This window comes from Marinomonas sp. 63XJN7_9_ISO-PGPR-S23-217, assembly GCF_056173515.1.
This window is the reverse complement of the sequence record NZ_CM149678.1, coordinates 330596-346901: the sequence shown is the minus strand read 5'-3', so window position 1 is coordinate 346901 and position 16306 is coordinate 330596. Positions and strand designations below refer to the sequence as shown.

At 45.1% G+C, this 16306-nt stretch carries 21 protein-coding genes; 11 read left to right on the top strand and 10 right to left on the bottom strand.

All coding sequences use genetic code 11. The annotated features are described in order from the left end of the window. The first annotated feature begins 29 nt into the window (after positions 1-29). Positions 30-668, top strand: coding sequence for an NAD(P)H-dependent oxidoreductase (locus AC0VYI_RS01600; RefSeq protein ID WP_475446858.1), 639 nt, complete (start codon positions 30-32; stop codon positions 666-668). Positions 669-825: 157 nt separating this feature from the next. Here the strand turns inward: AC0VYI_RS01600 and AC0VYI_RS01595 are convergent, their stop codons facing one another. Together AC0VYI_RS01595 and AC0VYI_RS01590 are read right to left on the bottom strand one after the other, a co-directional pair. Next, a complete protein-coding gene (locus AC0VYI_RS01595) occupies positions 826-1104 on the bottom strand; it encodes a hypothetical protein (RefSeq protein ID WP_475446856.1) in 279 nt (92 codons plus the stop codon). Positions 1105-1247: 143 nt separating this feature from the next. Further along, the gene (locus AC0VYI_RS01590; RefSeq protein WP_199475475.1) at positions 1248-1526 is read right to left on the bottom strand and encodes a hypothetical protein; all 279 of its coding nucleotides are present in this window, start codon (positions 1524-1526) and stop codon (positions 1248-1250) included. Between the two features lie 400 nt (positions 1527-1926). Between AC0VYI_RS01590 and AC0VYI_RS01585 the strand changes: the two genes are divergently transcribed. Further along, positions 1927-2463, top strand: a complete 537-nt coding sequence (locus AC0VYI_RS01585; RefSeq protein ID WP_475446854.1) for a DUF3750 domain-containing protein — start codon at positions 1927-1929, stop codon at positions 2461-2463. A 209-nt stretch (positions 2464-2672) separates the two neighbouring features. Further along, entirely contained in the window at positions 2673-4577 is a 1905-nt protein-coding gene (locus tag AC0VYI_RS01580; protein ID WP_475446852.1) for an alpha-amylase family protein, read from the top strand. Positions 4578-4668: 91 nt separating this feature from the next. Here the strand turns inward: AC0VYI_RS01580 and AC0VYI_RS01575 are convergent, their stop codons facing one another. Both AC0VYI_RS01575 and prlC read right to left on the bottom strand, forming a co-directional pair. Then, complete coding sequence (locus AC0VYI_RS01575) at positions 4669-4929, bottom strand: YheV family putative zinc ribbon protein (RefSeq protein WP_199475478.1); 261 nt, start codon at positions 4927-4929, stop codon at positions 4669-4671. A 105-nt stretch (positions 4930-5034) separates the two neighbouring features. After that, entirely contained in the window at positions 5035-7065 is a 2031-nt protein-coding gene (gene prlC / locus AC0VYI_RS01570; RefSeq protein ID WP_475446850.1) for an oligopeptidase A, read from the bottom strand. Positions 7066-7291: 226 nt separating this feature from the next. Here prlC and AC0VYI_RS01565 point away from each other — a divergent pair, with 226 nt between their 5' ends. From AC0VYI_RS01565 to AC0VYI_RS01530, 8 genes are all read left to right on the top strand, one after another. Continuing rightward, entirely contained in the window at positions 7292-7852 is a 561-nt protein-coding gene (locus tag AC0VYI_RS01565) for a gamma carbonic anhydrase family protein (protein ID WP_475446848.1), read from the top strand. Then, positions 7849-8313: a hypothetical protein gene (locus AC0VYI_RS01560; protein WP_199475481.1), complete on the top strand. Its 465-nt coding sequence runs from the start codon at positions 7849-7851 to the stop codon at positions 8311-8313. Before AC0VYI_RS01565 ends, AC0VYI_RS01560 begins: the two co-directional genes overlap by 4 nt. Before the next feature lie 95 nt (positions 8314-8408). Beyond that, positions 8409-9041, top strand: a complete 633-nt coding sequence (locus AC0VYI_RS01555; protein ID WP_475446846.1) for an RNA polymerase factor sigma-70 — start codon at positions 8409-8411, stop codon at positions 9039-9041. Then, complete coding sequence (locus AC0VYI_RS01550) at positions 9038-9220, top strand: zf-HC2 domain-containing protein (RefSeq protein WP_233407604.1); 183 nt, start codon at positions 9038-9040, stop codon at positions 9218-9220. Before AC0VYI_RS01555 ends, AC0VYI_RS01550 begins: the two co-directional genes overlap by 4 nt. Positions 9221-9351: 131 nt before the next feature. Further along, on the top strand, positions 9352-9627 hold the full coding sequence (locus tag AC0VYI_RS01545; RefSeq protein WP_199475483.1) for a BufA1 family periplasmic bufferin-type metallophore: 276 nt from the start codon (positions 9352-9354) through the stop codon (positions 9625-9627). A 21-nt stretch (positions 9628-9648) separates the two neighbouring features. Beyond that, entirely contained in the window at positions 9649-10548 is a 900-nt protein-coding gene (bufB, locus tag AC0VYI_RS01540; protein ID WP_475446845.1) for an MNIO family bufferin maturase, read from the top strand. Continuing rightward, positions 10532-11308, top strand: coding sequence for an HvfC/BufC family peptide modification chaperone (locus AC0VYI_RS01535; RefSeq protein WP_475446843.1), 777 nt, complete (start codon positions 10532-10534; stop codon positions 11306-11308). The genes bufB and AC0VYI_RS01535 overlap by 17 nt, the downstream gene beginning before the upstream one ends. Before the next feature lie 10 nt (positions 11309-11318). Beyond that, positions 11319-11789 carry a DoxX family protein gene (locus AC0VYI_RS01530; RefSeq protein WP_475446841.1) on the top strand — a complete coding sequence of 157 codons (471 nt, stop codon included), beginning with the start codon at positions 11319-11321 and terminating at the stop codon, positions 11787-11789. 110 nt (positions 11790-11899) lie between these two features. Here the strand turns inward: AC0VYI_RS01530 and AC0VYI_RS01525 are convergent, their stop codons facing one another. The 6 genes from AC0VYI_RS01525 to AC0VYI_RS01500 form a co-directional block, all read right to left on the bottom strand. Then, positions 11900-12487, bottom strand: a complete 588-nt coding sequence (locus tag AC0VYI_RS01525; protein ID WP_475446839.1) for a biliverdin-producing heme oxygenase — start codon at positions 12485-12487, stop codon at positions 11900-11902. 62 nt (positions 12488-12549) lie between these two features. After that, positions 12550-12984: a YbaN family protein gene (locus tag AC0VYI_RS01520; protein WP_475446837.1), complete on the bottom strand. Its 435-nt coding sequence runs from the start codon at positions 12982-12984 to the stop codon at positions 12550-12552. Between the two features lie 44 nt (positions 12985-13028). Further along, positions 13029-13817, bottom strand: a complete 789-nt coding sequence (gene znuB / locus AC0VYI_RS01515) for a zinc ABC transporter permease subunit ZnuB (RefSeq protein ID WP_199475489.1) — start codon at positions 13815-13817, stop codon at positions 13029-13031. 54 nt (positions 13818-13871) lie between these two features. Continuing rightward, complete coding sequence (znuC, locus tag AC0VYI_RS01510) at positions 13872-14666, bottom strand: zinc ABC transporter ATP-binding protein ZnuC (protein ID WP_475446836.1); 795 nt, start codon at positions 14664-14666, stop codon at positions 13872-13874. Further along, on the bottom strand, positions 14663-15187 hold the full coding sequence (locus AC0VYI_RS01505) for a Fur family transcriptional regulator (RefSeq protein ID WP_199475491.1): 525 nt from the start codon (positions 15185-15187) through the stop codon (positions 14663-14665). The genes znuC and AC0VYI_RS01505 overlap by 4 nt, the downstream gene beginning before the upstream one ends. Next, positions 15187-16188, bottom strand: a complete 1002-nt coding sequence (locus tag AC0VYI_RS01500; protein WP_475446834.1) for a nickel/cobalt transporter — start codon at positions 16186-16188, stop codon at positions 15187-15189. The genes AC0VYI_RS01505 and AC0VYI_RS01500 overlap by 1 nt, the downstream gene beginning before the upstream one ends. Positions 16189-16306: the final 118 nt, after the last annotated feature.

Sequence of the window (16306 nt, the reverse complement as noted above, 5' to 3'; positions counted from 1 at the left end):
GGTAAACTTATATATCGAGGAATTCCGAAATGTCGAATTTGTTAGAACAGTTATCATGGCGCTACGCAACTAAGAAAATGAATCCTGAAAAATCGGTACCGCAGGAGAAGGTGGAGCGTATTCTTGAGGCAATTCGTCTAACAGCAACCTCAAGCGGCCTCCAGCCTTATGAAGTGTTTGTTGTCACCAATAAAGAATTGCGTGAAAAAATGCTGCCCCATGCTTGGAATCAGGCACAGTTAACAGATTGCTCTCATTTGCTGGTCTTTGCAGCTTGGGACAACTATACAGAAGAACGTATTAACAAAATGTTCGACCTAGTTAACGAGGAACGTGGGTTCGTCAACGAAGGTTGGGAAAACTACCGCCAGCTGATACTAAGCAGTTACCCTCCTCGTGACAAAAAAGTGAATTATGAGCACGCTGCTCGCCAAGCCTATATTGGCCTTGGTACTGCGTTGATAGCAGCGGCGGAAGAAAAAGTCGATTGCACACCAATGGAAGGCTTCGTTCCCGAAGAGATCGATGCCCTATTAGGCCTACAAGACCGTGGCCTACGCTCTGTTGTTCTGCTTCCTCTGGGTTACCGCGCAGAAGAAGGAGACTGGTTGGTAAACTTGAAAAAAGTACGTCGTCCAAAAGAAGAGTTCATTACTGAAATAAAATAAGTTTTTATTCAAAAAAGACCGTCTGATAAAATATCGAATAATTAATAAATATCTATCAAATTTATTAATGTTTTAAATACACATAAAAAAAAAGCCAGCTTATGCTGGCTTTTTTTATTTTACAAACGAACTATTTAAATTATAAATCGTTAGAAAATTATGAGTTTTGAGATTTAAGCTCATTCAGTTTCAATTGCAGGTCTTGTGCTTTTGCATTTAATACCGCTGCTTTATCTTGAAACGTGTGAACAGTACTCATATCAATGCTGGTATTAACGTTAACACCCCTGCTTTCAAGCTGTTGCTCAAGATTGTTGACTTTCTCTTGGGCTCTGACAACAGAACCGTATGTACCATCACCTGGGGCTGCAAACGCCGCAGAAGCAAAAGAAGTCGTTGCTAATAGAGTCAGTGCTACTTTTGTTAAAGTATTCATAAAACATCTCCTTTGTAGCGAGTTCCAACAGATTTATGACCTGCTTGAACTTTATATTGGACTAACCTGATTAAGTCAGCCCATTGATAAAAGAGTTGCATCTACTCAAAAAATCGATGCAACGGTCACGGATTCACGACAACTTAAGAGTTTTGGCTTTTCAGTTCATTAAGTTGTAGTTGTAGGTTTTCAGCTGCTGTGTTCAATAGTTTAGCTTGCGTATTAACGGTTTTCGCTGTGCTCAGATTCACACCAAGATTTGGCGTTGCACCTAACTGTTGAATTTCACTTTCTAGCTGTTGTACATCCGCTTGTGCTTTTACTTTAGAACCGTATGAAGCGTCTCCAGGTGCTGCCATCGCAACAGAAGAAATAGAGACCGCTGCAAACAATGCTAATGCGCTTTTAGTTACCAAATTCATATTTACCTCCTAAGGTATTCCGTATTTAAGAGGCGATAGTTTTTAAAAAGAACATCAAATAAATTTAAAAGATCGCCTGTTCATGTCATGTTTTAAATAATAACACTCATTTAAAAAAATAAAATAGAATCGCTTACAGTGTCTCTTTCTATTCATTTTTGAATAAAAAAACGCACCTTTAATTTAATTAAACACATATTATGCATAAAAGAAGAATCACCAGATAAACAACCAAATCAGGGCAAAATACTCCCCTTGTCCCCTTTAAAAAATCAAACAATATGAACGAGATGTTTATATTTGTTACTTCCCTGTGATATTAAGGAAATAACTCGAACGCAATCTTTCATAAACGATCTATACTCAGTCGCTAGATGTCTCAAAAATACATGGAGCCTGCATGAGGTTATTCACTATTACATTATTCGCGTTATTGATTAGTGCCTGTTCTAGCGATAATTGGCGCACTGCCAGCCGTGAACCAGCGGGTCTTGCCGCCGATCCCCAGAAAAACAGAGAAGCGATCATAGAGTTTTACGCCGCTGATGCATTCAGTTGGCGAGGTTGGTTTGCCGTTCATACCTGGATCGCGGTAAAAGAAGAAAATGCCCAAGAATATACCGTCTATGAGGTCGTAGGATGGCGGGTAAAGCGAGGGCTACCTGCCTTAGAGACGCACCAGACCACCACTCCTGACCGTTATTGGTTTGGCGCCAAGCCTGAGAAAATCTTATCTATTCAAGGAGAAAAAGCCCAACGCCTTATCCCGAAAATAACCGCTGCCGTCAAACGCTATCCTTGGGCCAATGAATACGTCGTCTTCCCTGGTCCAAACAGTAATACATTTCCTGCTTGGATAGGTTTACAGGTGCCCGAGCTTGAACTAGACATGCCATTTCGTGCCATTGGTAGTGGCTACGCCGATAAAGCAGAATAAATAGCCACCAGATCCCTAAAAAAATTAAGTCAGTATTTAGAAAGCCCCCATATTGACCCTTCCTATCCCTTTAGGCTACGTTTTCTGTTTGGAAAACGTAGAGCGCTGTTTTTTCGTGGAAGCGAACCCTCTCTCGCCAAACCTTTTAATTTAATTCATACAAATCTATTCTCGCCATTGTTACGAGCACGTCTTTATAAGGCACTAATATGGACATCACGTTTGAAGCACAAAAAACCCTGCAACGTTTATTGGCTGAACTCGATTTCAGCCAACTCACGCCGCAAAAAAAATCCATCCTTATTCAGCGTTTAACAAACGGGTTTCATCCCCTGTTCAACCAGCTTTTTCCACTCTATGGGCAGCGCTTTGACCTGCATTACCACTTAAAGGTATTACTGCAATCCGTTATCGATTTTCATAAAAAAAAGTGCCCTGCTCAAATCAAAAACAAATCCGCATTCTGGTTCGAGTCCAATCAAAATATTGGCATTGCCGTCTATGTGGATTTACTGGCGGATGATCTGAGTTCTCTGATCGAAAAGATCCCTTACTTTGAAGCTTTGGGGGTAAATTATCTGCATCTCATGCCGCTTTATTTATCACCAGAAGGAAACAGTGACGGTGGTTATGCCATTTCGGATTACCGTACGGTGTCCCCTAAGCTTGGCACGAACAAAGATTTAAAAGACCTAGCGTCAGCACTGCATAAAAAAGGCATTCGTATGGTGCTGGACTTTGTATTTAATCACACGTCAGACGAGCATAGCTGGGCACAAGCAGCAAAAGCAGGCGATCAAGAATACCAAGGCTATTACTATTTTATGGACGAACAAGACGCCATAGAATACAACCAAACCGTACGCGAAATATTCCCACAAATTCGACGCGGGAGTTTCACCTATTTACCAGAATTAGATCGCCACGTTTGGACAACCTTTAATTCATTTCAATGGGATCTTAACTATTCCAATCCTGCCGTTTTTGTCGCGGTCGTAGAAGAAATGCTGCACTTGATTCTTAACGGCTGCGATGTATTACGACTCGACGCTTTAGCCTTTGTCTGGAAAGAAAAAGGCACCGTATGTGAAAATCTCCCCAAAGCACATAACCTGATCAAAGCCTTTAAAGCCTGCTTAGACATTGCAGCACCGCATGTTGTGTTTAAATCGGAAGCCATCGTTCACCCTGATGAAGTAAACAAATACATTGCGACCGACGAGTGTACGCTGTCTTACAACCCACTTATGATGGCCTTGTTATGGGAAAGTTTAGCGACACGCCAAACGAATTTGTTATATCAATCCCTTGAGCGCAGTTTTCAGATTCCAGAGCACACCAGCTGGGTCAATTATATTCGTTGCCATGACGACATTGGCTGGTTATGGGATGACACCATTTCAGACCGTCTTGGCATTGATGGCATCGGTCATCGTCACTTTTTAAATCAATTCTATACAGGACAATTTGCCGGCTCTTTTGCTGCTGGAGTACCGTTTCAAGAAAATCCAGTCAATGGCGACTGTCGCGTGTGTGGCACATTGGCGTCTTTAGCAGGCGTTGAAAAAGCCATTGCGGCTGACGATCCACTGCTGCTTGATCACGCCATCAAGCGTATACGAGTGCTCAATGGCATCAACTTTGCCATGCCAGGCATTCCCTTGTTGTATCAAGGGGACGACCTTGGCGTGCTTAATAACAACGATTATCTGAACGACCCGACAAAAGCAGACGATAGCCGCTGGGTGCATCGTAAAAAACTCACCAGAGCCGATTTTGTATTAGCTGAAGACCTCACCACACCACAAGGAAAAGTCGCTCAGTTGATTCGCGAAATGATTCAGATTCGTAAGGCCAATGACATTTTTGCCGCGAAGGCATTCGAACTGATTTCCCTAGGCAGCGAACATCTCTTCGCCTTCAAACGACAAAGCGGTGATAAGGTTCTGTTGGTCATCGCCAATATTAGCGAACATCACGTACCGATTGCCTCCACACTCGGTGAACTTATCGGCAACCAAACCGCAATGAACTTGCTAGACAATGAACGGATTGATTTATCGTCTTTCAGTCTGATTGAACCATTGGATTTGCTGTGGTTAACCAAGGCTTAGTTTCTTCTCATCATTAACATTGAGATGAAAATCGCCACAAAAAAGCGTATCGACGTTATTTTATAGTCGATCCGCTTTTTTGTATTCTTGATTAATGCTTCGTCGAGCCAGGGTTTGGTATAAAGTTAATCACCATTTCATCCGCTTGTGGGGCGCTGCTATGGGGCGTATTTACACGAGTAGGAATCTCTGTTGGCTGTGCCTGTATTGAGGTGGATTGCTCATCCGTGTACCCACAAGCAATGCACTCACGATATTGCTTTTCTGCGTCATCATCGCGCCAAGCACGAATCTTATCCATTTCATTACAACGAGGACACACTGCCCCTGCGATAAAGCGTTTTACTGTCATAGCCCTAATACCTTTAAAAGTAACGTCTGCAAACGACGTTATAAAAAACAGCGTCTTGTGCTGACCATCGTCAAGCAAGGCGCTGTTTCCTTGCAGAACGAAAGTTTATGCCGCGATGCCGCTGTGTCTCAATAAGGCATCGGTACTTGGCTCACGACCACGGAATTCAGCAAATAACTCTGCAGCAGGGCGAGAACCACCATTAGCCAATATGGTATCACGGAAGCGTGCGCCAGTGTCTTGATTAAAGATGCCATCCTCTTCGAATTTCGAAAAGGCATCGGCCGATAAGACTTCTGCCCATTTATAGCTGTAGTAACCTGCAGCGTAACCACCAGCAAAAATATGCGAAAAACCATTTTGGAAGCGGTTAAAGTCCGGCGGCGTCGTTACTGCCACTTTGCTGCGCACATCGTCAATAACGGACTGAACCGAAATGCCTTTTTGATATTCCCTATGCAAGCGGAAGTCGAATAACGAGAACTCTAGCTGGCGCACCATCTGCATACCCGATTGGAAATTTTTCGCGGCCAACATTTTATCTAACAAGTCCTGCGGTAACGGCTCACCCGTTTCAAAATGACCCGCAATGTGCGCGAGCGCTTCGGGTTCATAACACCAGTTTTCCATAAATTGACTGGGCAACTCGACAGCATCCCACACCACACCGTTAATACCAGAAACAGATGACACATCTACTTGAGTCAACATATGGTGCAAGCCGTGACCAAACTCATGGAACAAAGTCGTGACTTCATCATGAGTTAATAGCGCAGGTTTATCGCCAATCGGTGGCGTAAAGTTACACACTAAATAGGCTACAGGAAGTTGCAAACGATTATCACTCAAACGACGACGCGTACGACAAGCATCCATCCAAGCGCCACCGCGTTTTGCTTCGCGAGCATAAGGATCTAAATAAAAGCGTGCAATGTCTTCACCATCCTTACTGATAGTAAATAGCTGTAAGTCTTTGTTATAACTATCAAATTCTTTTTTTTCACGAATATCGACGCCAAATAAGGTTTGTGCCACGTGAAACAATCCTGACAATACCTTATTTATTGGGAAGTAAGGACGCAGTGCCTCTTGAGATATACTGTACTGGTGCTGACGCAATTTTTCCCCATAGTACATCATGTCCCAAGCGTTCAACTCTTCTACGCCATTTTGATCTTTAGCAAAGGCTTTTAATTGCGCAAGATCTTGTTCTGCCGAGCTTTTTGATTTTTTGGCTAGATCTTCTAAGAAGTCGATAACCTGTTGCCCGTTATCAGCCATCTTGGTCGCAACTGACAATTCAGCGTAGTTATCAAACCCAAGAATGTGGGCCATCTCATGGCGCAACGCCAAAATCTCGTCAATTAAAGGAGCGTTATCGAACTTAATGTCGCCTCCTTGATCTGATGCTCGAGTCGCAAAAGCGCGATACATTTCCTCGCGCAAAGCGGCATTATCAGCGTAACTCATCACAGGCATGTAAGATGGGAAATCCAAAGTGAATAACCATCCGTCTTTTTCTTTGGCTTCAGCCATTTGTTTCGCTTGCGCTAGTGCCGACTCTGGTAGCCCCGCTAGCTCACTTTCATCCGTGATCAGTTTGCTCCACGCCTGCGTCGCATCTAAAACGTTTTCGCCAAACTGGCTGCTCAGCTCAGACAAGCGTTGACTGATCTCGCCATAACGTTTTTTGGCCTCACCCTCGAGAGCCACGCCAGACAACTCAAAGTCTCGGATGGTTTGCTTGAGCGCTTCACTCTGCGCTTGTGTTAACTCTTTTGCCGCATCACTTTCTGATAAGCGTTTATAGGCTTGGTAAAGATCCTTGTTTTGCCCTAAATCCGTATAAAACTGAGTCAACTTAGGCAAACAGGCATTATAGGCCTGACGTAACTCGGGCGTATTTTTCACTGAGTTTAAGTGGCTAATCGGAGACCAAAAATTATTTAAGTCGTCGTGAAGCTGGTCTAATGGCAGAACTAAGCTTTCCCAAGTTGGTTGGGCATTTTGACTGACGCAAGCTTCAATCGCAGCTGTGGTGTCTTTTAGTCTTTGCTCTAATTCCGACTCAATCGACGAAACATCAATCGTGGAAAAGATCGGTAAGCGGGTCGCATCCCATACGGACTGTGGCATATCGTGTTATCCTTCTACGCAAAATAGACAGGCAATCTGCCATATTACGGCACCTTGTCTGACTTCATGTAAGTGGATTAAGCAGAACTAAGACTGCCTAATGAAAAAGCTCATGTATGCCTATAAGATATGTGGTGTTTGTGTTTTTTCAATGCTGGAATCGCTATCATAGCGATAGTTCTTGTTTACTACACACTAATACCGAAATGATGAGAAGAGAGTCTGTATGGTGATGAAATCTTTCCGTGGTCACACACCACAACTAGGGGAACGCGTTTGGGTCGACGAGAGCGCTGTTATCATTGGCGATGTGGAAATTGGCGACGACAGCTCCGTTTGGCCTTTGGTGGCTATTCGTGGTGACATGCATCGTATTCGCATCGGTGCCAGAACCAGCATTCAAGACAACTCCTGTCTGCACATTACCCATGCCAGCTCCTATAAACCAGAAGGCCATCCTTTAACCATTGGCGATGATGTTACTGTGGGTCATATGTCGATGCTCCACGGCTGCGAAATCGGCAACAAGGTTTTAGTGGGAATGGGCACCACCATTTTGGATGGTGCGGTGATCGAAGAGGAAGTGATCATTGGTGCTGGCTCTTTGGTCCCCCCTGGTAAACGTTTGGTATCTGGCTTTTTGTATATGGGTTCGCCAGTCAAACAAGCTCGCCCATTAACAGCAAAAGAAATTGAATATTTCCAATACGCTGGCCTGAACTATGTCAAACTCAAAGATGAGTACTTAGCCGAGACCTCACCATTAGCATCAGGTCCTCAAGAATGAAACGGTCTAATCTCATCTGGCTAGGTTCTCTGTGTCTCGGTATCTTCATTATTTGGGGAATCAGCGCACATTATCAGTTTTATTCAGAAGAGCCACATTTATCCAAACCACAGCAAGCGGCCCTTGATATTACTTTGCTATCTAACCCACAAGCCTTGCCTTCTTTAGAGGGTAAGTCTGGTGCGAATATTGGCAGCTGGTTTGGCTTGCTACTGCAACCGACGATTTGTGATGCCATTTGCCAAGGTGAGTCCATGGCCTTCGAACAAAGTGGTCAGGTGGTAATTCGCCCTTCGTCTCCTTTGTATAAACAAATAGCCCTTATTATGGAAAAAGAAGGTTATCACGAGAGCCAAGGACTACTCTTATTGGTGAACCCCAAAGGTCAATTTGCTGGTAGCATTGCACCACCTTACAGCCAACAAAAAATTGAAGAAGCGTTTAAAGCCCTTAATAAATAAGGGCTTTTTCATTTAAAAAAAATATTCCTAAATTTTGTAAGAAAAACTCTGCTATTGACGTCTAAACTATGAAAAAACGACAAGCAGAGGCTTACATGACAAACGCTAGCACCTCACCTGGCCCATCTCCGTCGCCCAATATGGGCGTGTTTTTTGACGTCGAATTCACCCAAGAACTGCGTCAGCAAATGTTGAAATTCGCCCTTCTGCAAGTGCGCGACGAGCAACTTGCTGAAGACGCTGTACAAGAAGCCATGATCTCCGCCTATCAAAATATTGATCGCTTCGCACGCCAAGCGGCACTGAAGACCTGGGTTTTCTCTATCCTGAAAAACAAGGTGATCGACTTACTGCGCAAAGAAAAACGCCATACTGCCGCCAGCCAATTAGAAGAGGGCCCGAATATCAATGGCGAAGCGTTGATCGATGCACTATTTACTGAAAATGGCCATTGGCAGAAAAGTGAACGACCACGAAAATGGGATGACCCAGACCACGGCGTGGAAAACGAACATTTCTGGCGCGTGTTTGATGCCTGCCTAAACGCTTTGCCAGAAAAATATGGTCGATTGTTTATGATGCGTGAGTTTCTGGAAATGGAAACCAGCGAGATCTGCTATAACGAAGAACTCACCATCACTAACCTCAACGTCACCCTTTACCGCGCACGTTTGCGTTTACGTGAATGCTTAGAAGACAACTGGTACGCAGCGGAGCCAACATCATGAATTGCAAACAAGCCACACAACTACTTTCTGAAAAACTTGATCGTCCACTGAACGCCAAAGAAAAAGTATCCTTAGGTGTGCATACCACCATCTGTGTGTCATGCCGACGCTTCTCTCATCAAGTAGAAGAATTGCGAACAATTTCAAAGCGTTATGTTGAAGAATCAAAAAGCGAATAATTTTTTAAAATTTTTTCCTGTTTTTGTGTAAGAAATCCCTTCCTCACTTCGACAAAGGAATGTCACTACAAGGAAAGGCCATTGGCCCACCTTGTTTATACAATCCAATAACGAAAAAAGAGGATACACCCATGAAAAACACAAAAGCGACTCTAGCACTAGCCCTTGGTACTGCCGTTGCCCTATCTGCTGTTGCGATGCCAGCGCAAGCGGCTAGCAAAGAAAAATGCTTTGGTGTTGCTATGGCAGGCCAAAATGATTGTAAAGCAGGCCCAGGCACAACCTGCGCAGGAACATCAAAAGTGGACGATCAAGGCAATGCCTTCAAACTCGTTCCAGCTGGCACTTGCATGGACATGAAATCGTCTACCTCTCCCACTGGCCACGGCCAGTTAAAAGCCTTCTAAGCAGACATTTGGAGCCTTCTCATGTCTTGTTTAGCAAACAAAGCCGAAGGTGCGCTTAGCGCATCTTCGGGCTTTTTATCCCACACTGGTATCAGCCTAAAACCCGTGTATTATCAGACCATCTTGACCGATTTTCCTGAGATAGGTTTCTTTGAAATTCACGCTGAGAACTATCTGAGTAAAGGCGGCCCTGCGCCCTATTTTTTAGCGCAAATTCGTGAACATTACCCGATTACCGTACATGGTGTGGGATTATCCATTGGTGGAGAATCCCCTTTGGATGTAGACCATTTAGAACGCGTCGCAACACTGGTTGAGACGGTGCAACCAGAGGTGTTCTCCGAACATCTTGCGTGGTCGTCCCATTATTCGCACTATTTGAATGACTTACTTCCTGTACCGTACGATCAAACTGCACTGGATCGCGTTTGCCGGCACATAGATCAAGTTCAAGAGCGCTTACAGCGCCCTATGCTGTTGGAGAATCCTTCCACCTACTTTGAATTCGCTCGCAGTAATATGAGTGAAGTCGAGTTTTTGAGCACCATCGCTAAACGTACAGGCTGCGGCCTCTTGCTAGATGTGAATAACGTGGAAGTGTCTTGTTTTAATCGTAGAGGAAATCCTTACGAGTATTTGAACGCATTTCCGATGGACGCTGTGGGGCAAATTCACTTAGCGGGCCACACCATGGATACGAATCAAGAACTTCCGCTGAAAATCGACAGTCACGATGACACGGTGAGCCAAAATGTTTGGGGGCTTTATCAGCACACCCTGAGACTGGCAGGCGATGTTCCAACCTTGATTGAGCGCGACGGCAACTTGCCGTCCATTACCGAATTGTTGAAAGAAGCTCAGTTTGCAGATGAGATTCGACAAGCGGTGATTCAGGAGAGACATCATGAACTCGCACTTTAAATCCGCCCTTTTCTCCCAAGACGCACGCTTCTATAACGAGATTAAAGCAGGCTCTTTAGCAGAAAAAGAAACTCGTCTAAACGTCTATCGCAATAATGTATTTGTCTCTTTGATTGAAGCATTGAGCGACATTTTTCCGGTTACCCATTCTGTAGTAGGGGATGATTTTTTTCGTGCTATGGCTCGGGCTTACATTGTTGAGCATCCACCAAGTTCACCTATTTTGCGCGAGTACGGACAACACTTTTCAGACTTTATTCGTGGTTTTGAAGCCACTAACAGTCTGCCTTTTTTAGCCGACCTTGCGGCATTGGAGCGCAATTTGCTTACTCTGACTCATGAGAGAGAACACGACACACTGACCCGAGAAGACGTTGTTACAGTGTTTGCCAAAGTTGAAGAACCGAGCGCTTTGTATCTGAGCCTACCGCCTAATACGCAACTATTAGCCTCACCCTTTGCCATTGGCTCCTTGTATCAGGCCCATCAGAGCGATGGAAAATTACGCTTAGACGAGGTGGATATTTATGGAAGTGAGTATTTACTTTTATACAAGTCTTTTCTTTATGCACAACTGCATGTTATCCGCTTTAGCGAAGCCTGTTTTTTAAAGAACCTCTTACAACACAAATCACTGGAAGACGCCATTCCAGATGAAGCCGATTTTGATCTAGGCAGCATGCTGGCCAAATTGATGGAATGGCAGCTGATTAGCCGTATTTCGAACCAACCACCAGCCATTCACCAACAAGAAGAATAAGGAAAACACTATGGTGCGTTTCATACTATCTAGAAGTGAGAGTCTGTTTCATCTGATTCCGAAGTCCGTGATTTTGTTCATAGCCCGCTTTGGTATCGCTGCGGTATTTTGGAAATCCGGTCAGACTAAAATCGAAGGGTTCTCTCTAGACATTATAAGCGGACATATGCATCTAGGCTGGCCGCACCTGTCAGACACCGCGATTTATTTATTCGAGAACGATTACAAGCTGCCACTCCTCACCCCTGTGGTTGCCGCTGTGATGGCGGCCTTGGCGGAGCATATTTTATCGACCTTGATTTTATTTGGCTTATTTACGCGTTTAGCGGCATTTGGCTTAGCCTTTATGACCCTGGTGATTGAGATTTTCGTCTACCCGGATGCTTACCCAACCCATGCCACTTGGCTAGCTCTTACCCTACTGCTAATGCTAAAAGGGGCAGGCAAACTCTCTTTGGATCATTGGATTAACAAAGCTTAATGCTTTGACATCGGAAGGGTAAACATGGAATGAAGGTCGATTCTTGCGTTTGGCGATGAACAAACCGACTGAGATACTTTACATTTTCCAGCCTCATTTGAGCCGGCCTATTAGAAAATACGTCGCAATGTGGTTTTATAAAAATCAAAGGCGTCAACAGCACCTTTTAACACGTGATGGGATTGCTCATCAGTCAGTTCCAGAGCATCCAACTGCGCAACAAATTGACGCCAATGGAGCGCTCGTCCTTCCATGGGCGACGCTAAATGCCGTGCACCATGATCTTTATCATAGTAGAGTTTTTGCGTTTCTTTATACAAAAAAGCGGCTCCGATGTTCGAACCTTCGCTGCAATATAACCAACCAATGGCCTCGTATACATCATCCACTCTCGCCACCATACTGGCATCAACCTGCGGCGTTAACCCAAGATCCGCCAAATCCGCTTCAACTGCAGCCAAACGCGATAATGTACTAAGCCCTGGTAGCATGGCTTGCAATGGTTCATGGTGATACAAAGGGGCAACACTAAGATGAAAAAGATACTGCAGCGTTAGAAACTTCGCATAATTTTCTTGGCTGGCGAAGGGTTTAGAGGACATCACCATCTGGTCTACCCCATCGTGATCCTCCCGAGTAGACAGTTTTAAAAATTTAGCGAGGGAGTGTTGATCTTTTTCATCCAAGGTAACGGCCATTTTTTGTCTCATTCAGTATTTAATGTCATTAATGGTAGAAACAATACGAAATAACCGCCAAGCTAAACAGTCGCCTTTTTTACGGATTCGGGGCGAGACCATATCCATATATTGGCGCACAACATACACCCGATACACAACGCAATCAGTAAAGGATGCAAGGCACTTAGTAACAATAAAATAGCGCAGACCAGCATACTGATGGTGGCAGCGATTTTACTTTTTCGAGAGACGACACGTCCATGATGCCAGTTATATAACAGAGGGCCCGTAAAACGGTTTTCATGTAAAAATCGATAAATACGCGGCGATGCTTTAGAAGAAGACCAAGCACACAACAAAATAAACTCAGTGGCAGGAATCCCAGGCACCAAAATACCGACAAACGCCATAATCAAGCTCAAGACGGCGATGATCTGAAAAGCCAATCTTTTTGTACGCCCCATCTGCGGAGGTGTTACTGGGTCGACACAGACAGTGTCTTTTAGATCTTTCATTTTTTAACGCCATTTTTTTATCGATGAAAAAAGTATACCACTCGCTAACGCCGCCTAAACGGTAAACTATAAGTAATCAAAAACAACATGGCAGCGCACACCACCACACTGGGTCCGGTTGGGGTATCCCAATGATAAGACGCCCACAAGCCACCACATACGGACAAACAACCAATAAAACTAGCCATTACCGCCATTTGAATCGGCGTAGCAGACACCTTGCGAGCGGTCGCAGCGGGAATGATCATCAAAGAGGTAATCAGCAACACCCCAACGATTTTCATCGCCACCGCAATAACCAGCGCCACCAGCAACATCAAAAGCAGCCGGATCGATTCCACTGGATAGCCTTCCACTTTTGCTAACTCTTCGTTCACCGTCATGGCTAATAATGGCTTCCAAAAAGCCACCAGTAAAGCAATAACGAGCAAACCGCCACCATATACCCAATACAAATCGGTTTGACTAATCGCCAGCAAATCGCCAAATAAATACGCCATTAAATCGATGCGGATATTATCGAGAAAACTCACGGCCACCAAACCAAGAGAAAGAGAAGAGTGGGCGAGAATGCCCAACAAGGTATCCGTAGCGATAATATGCTTCTTTTGCAACGTCACCAAAACAGCGGCCAAGCCCACACACAAAACGATAATGGCAAGGTTCAAATTAACATTCAGCAAAAAGCCCAATGCCACCCCGAGCAAGGCCGAATGGGCAAGCGTGTCGCCAAAATACGCCATACGTCGCCATACAACAAAGGAGCCTAATGGCCCTGCTACCGCCGCGACGCCCAGCCCCCCGATTAAGGCTCTGATTAAAAAATCCATCATATTACAGAATACTCCAAACTGGCACGTAGAAAACGACACATAGATATAACGACATTAATGGTGGGAGCAATGGGTGTGATCGTGATGATCACCATCCTGCGGGGTATCAGCGTCGAGCACGTCGCCATGCTTATCATGAACATGATCGTGTTGATGGGCGTAAATGGCGATGGACTCATCTGCGCCAGGAATGCCAAATAAAGCCTGGTAAGCAGGGTGTCCAGTCACCTGCTGGGGGGTACCCGAGCAGCACACATGCTGATTAATGCACACTACCGTATCGGTTTTGGCCATGACTAAATGCAAATCGTGAGACACCATCAGCACCGCGCAATGCAACTCATTGCGAATATTTTCTATCAGATTATAGAGCGCCACCTGGCCATTCACGTCCACACCTTGTACTGGCTCATCCAGAACCAATAAATTCGGACGATTCAACAAAGCACGAGCTAACAATACCCGTTGCGTTTCTCCTCCTGACAACACATGCACTTGTGAATTCAACAGATGCCCAACGCCGACCTTTTCCAGTGTCGGTAAAATATCACGTTTATTGACGTTACGAACCAGCGCCAAAAAATGCTTCACCGTCAGCGGCAAGGTGGGATCAATGTGCAATTTCTGCGGCATATAACCAATGCGTAATGCTTTATTGCGTATTACTTTACCGGAGGTCGGTTCTTGCAGCCCCAACAAAGTACGAATCAAGGTACTTTTTCCACTACCATTTGGGCCGATCAGGGTGACAATCTCCCCCTCGTCTATGGTCATATCAATACTGGACAATAAAATACGACGGTCGAACGTAATGCCGATGTTTTCGAACGTGACTAAACGGGTGCTCACGACTTATCCTTAGCGGCTTTTTTGGCAGCTTCACCCGCACTTTTACAGGTGGCGCACAACCCCGTTAACTCGATGGTTTCCGCACGCAATTCAAAGCCTTGTTTTTTCGCTTTATCGATCAAAGAGGCATGAATGTCTTGATAATCGAACTCCATCACATTGTGGCATTCGTCGCAAATCAAAAAATACCCTTTATGGGCTCTGTCCGCATGGGCACACCCCAAATAGGCATTCATGGACTCCACCTTGTGGATTAAGCCAGCACCGAGTAAAAAGTCCAGTGCACGATAAACCGTCGGAGGAGCCGAATTAAATCCTTCTTCCGCCAATTTTGCCAATAATTGATACGCCCCTAGTGGACGGTGGCTTTCCCAGATCAATTCCAATGCCCGACGACGTACCTTGGTTAAACGCTGCCCTTGTTCCAGACACAATGCTTCCGCCGTCTGCAGCGCCGATTCAACACAATGGTCATGATCGTGATGCTCTTCATCCTTAGGATGATTGTGTTTTTCACTCATTAAAAAGGCCTTCCTGCATAGCTTGCGTACGTCCAAATCATGGAAATACTGATAATAATTAGAGCAATCGCTGCAAAATACCCAAAGCCAACGGATAGCCGTCTCTGCCAGACGCCTTGTGTACCTGTGATTGCAAAACTGCTGTCGCGTATCATAACACTAATGATCGCCAACCCTGCCACCGTGATGGCTGTCCCCAGAGACATCGCTGCTGTCGCCACGAGTCCCCAATGAAAAATACCGGCACTCATGGAAAACACCAAAACCAGCACGGCGCCAGTACAGGGACGGATCCCCACGGCTCCCACCATAGCCCAAATACTACGACGGTCCGCTTTTTGGTCATCCAACACAACCTGCTCGACAGACTTGACTTCACCCTGATGATGTTGGCAAACCGAGTGGTCACAATCTTTATGCTCACCACCATGATCATGGGTATGAGTGTGATAAGCCTCTATGTGCTTGTGATCATGGGAATGATCGTGCCCACAGCTGGACTTACCCCGTAATAAACGCACCAACATCCAGACACCAATTAAGCCCACGGCAGCAAAACTGGCGATCTCGAAAAATTGGCTGATGCGCATAGCCTTACCAACTAGGGAAAATATCTGCCCCAACACCACAATCAAGGCCACCGCCATCAAGCCTTGTACGGCCGCACACAAAAAAGACAGGCTAATGGCTCGGCGCAGTGGCGCGCGACTGGCTAACATATAAGAGGAAATGACGGCTTTACCATGGCCCGGCCCCGCCGCATGAAAAATCCCATAAATAAAGCTTCCTGAGACTAAAGACCACAGCAGCGCTGGGCTATCGTGACGACTTAGCTTTTGCACCGCCATCACCAACTGACGGTGTAAATCCACCTGCTCGTAGACCACCCAGTTAAGAAAGCGTGTATAACCAAAATCGCTCCAATCCCAAGCAGCATAGGCATCAATCGGCATCGACAGACATACACAGGACATCAATAAAAAAACGGCGTTCTTAGCCATCAACTTCTCACTTAGTCACCACAATCCCGTTATACTATAACAGGACGGAGACAAGAAGAAGTCGACGCACCAATACGCCGTTTCAAAAAATGACTTTTCGCTGTAAAACAGGCCATAG

Coding starts and splice junctions, on each gene's coding strand:
- AC0VYI_RS01580 (WP_475446852.1), top strand. CDS start 2,673: ATGGACATCACGTTTGAAGCACAAAAAACCCTGCAACGTTTATTGGCT.
- AC0VYI_RS01550 (WP_233407604.1), top strand. CDS start 9,038: ATGAATTGCAAACAAGCCACACAACTACTTTCTGAAAAACTTGATCGT.
- AC0VYI_RS01590 (WP_199475475.1), bottom strand. CDS start 1,526: ATGAATTTGGTAACTAAAAGCGCATTAGCATTGTTTGCAGCGGTCTCT.
- AC0VYI_RS01585 (WP_475446854.1), top strand. CDS start 1,927: ATGAGGTTATTCACTATTACATTATTCGCGTTATTGATTAGTGCCTGT.
- AC0VYI_RS01600 (WP_475446858.1), top strand. CDS start 30: ATGTCGAATTTGTTAGAACAGTTATCATGGCGCTACGCAACTAAGAAA.
- AC0VYI_RS01545 (WP_199475483.1), top strand. CDS start 9,352: ATGAAAAACACAAAAGCGACTCTAGCACTAGCCCTTGGTACTGCCGTT.
- AC0VYI_RS01520 (WP_475446837.1), bottom strand. CDS start 12,984: ATGAAAGATCTAAAAGACACTGTCTGTGTCGACCCAGTAACACCTCCG.
- AC0VYI_RS01595 (WP_475446856.1), bottom strand. CDS start 1,104: ATGAATACTTTAACAAAAGTAGCACTGACTCTATTAGCAACGACTTCT.
- AC0VYI_RS01530 (WP_475446841.1), top strand. CDS start 11,319: ATGGTGCGTTTCATACTATCTAGAAGTGAGAGTCTGTTTCATCTGATT.
- AC0VYI_RS01525 (WP_475446839.1), bottom strand. CDS start 12,487: ATGGCCGTTACCTTGGATGAAAAAGATCAACACTCCCTCGCTAAATTT.
- AC0VYI_RS01560 (WP_199475481.1), top strand. CDS start 7,849: ATGAAACGGTCTAATCTCATCTGGCTAGGTTCTCTGTGTCTCGGTATC.
- AC0VYI_RS01565 (WP_475446848.1), top strand. CDS start 7,292: ATGGTGATGAAATCTTTCCGTGGTCACACACCACAACTAGGGGAACGC.
- AC0VYI_RS01575 (WP_199475478.1), bottom strand. CDS start 4,929: ATGACAGTAAAACGCTTTATCGCAGGGGCAGTGTGTCCTCGTTGTAAT.
- AC0VYI_RS01535 (WP_475446843.1), top strand. CDS start 10,532: ATGAACTCGCACTTTAAATCCGCCCTTTTCTCCCAAGACGCACGCTTC.
- AC0VYI_RS01505 (WP_199475491.1), bottom strand. CDS start 15,187: ATGAGTGAAAAACACAATCATCCTAAGGATGAAGAGCATCACGATCAT.
- prlC (WP_475446850.1), bottom strand. CDS start 7,065: ATGCCACAGTCCGTATGGGATGCGACCCGCTTACCGATCTTTTCCACG.
- AC0VYI_RS01555 (WP_475446846.1), top strand. CDS start 8,409: ATGACAAACGCTAGCACCTCACCTGGCCCATCTCCGTCGCCCAATATG.
- bufB (WP_475446845.1), top strand. CDS start 9,649: ATGTCTTGTTTAGCAAACAAAGCCGAAGGTGCGCTTAGCGCATCTTCG.
- AC0VYI_RS01500 (WP_475446834.1), bottom strand. CDS start 16,188: ATGGCTAAGAACGCCGTTTTTTTATTGATGTCCTGTGTATGTCTGTCG.
- znuB (WP_199475489.1), bottom strand. CDS start 13,817: ATGATGGATTTTTTAATCAGAGCCTTAATCGGGGGGCTGGGCGTCGCG.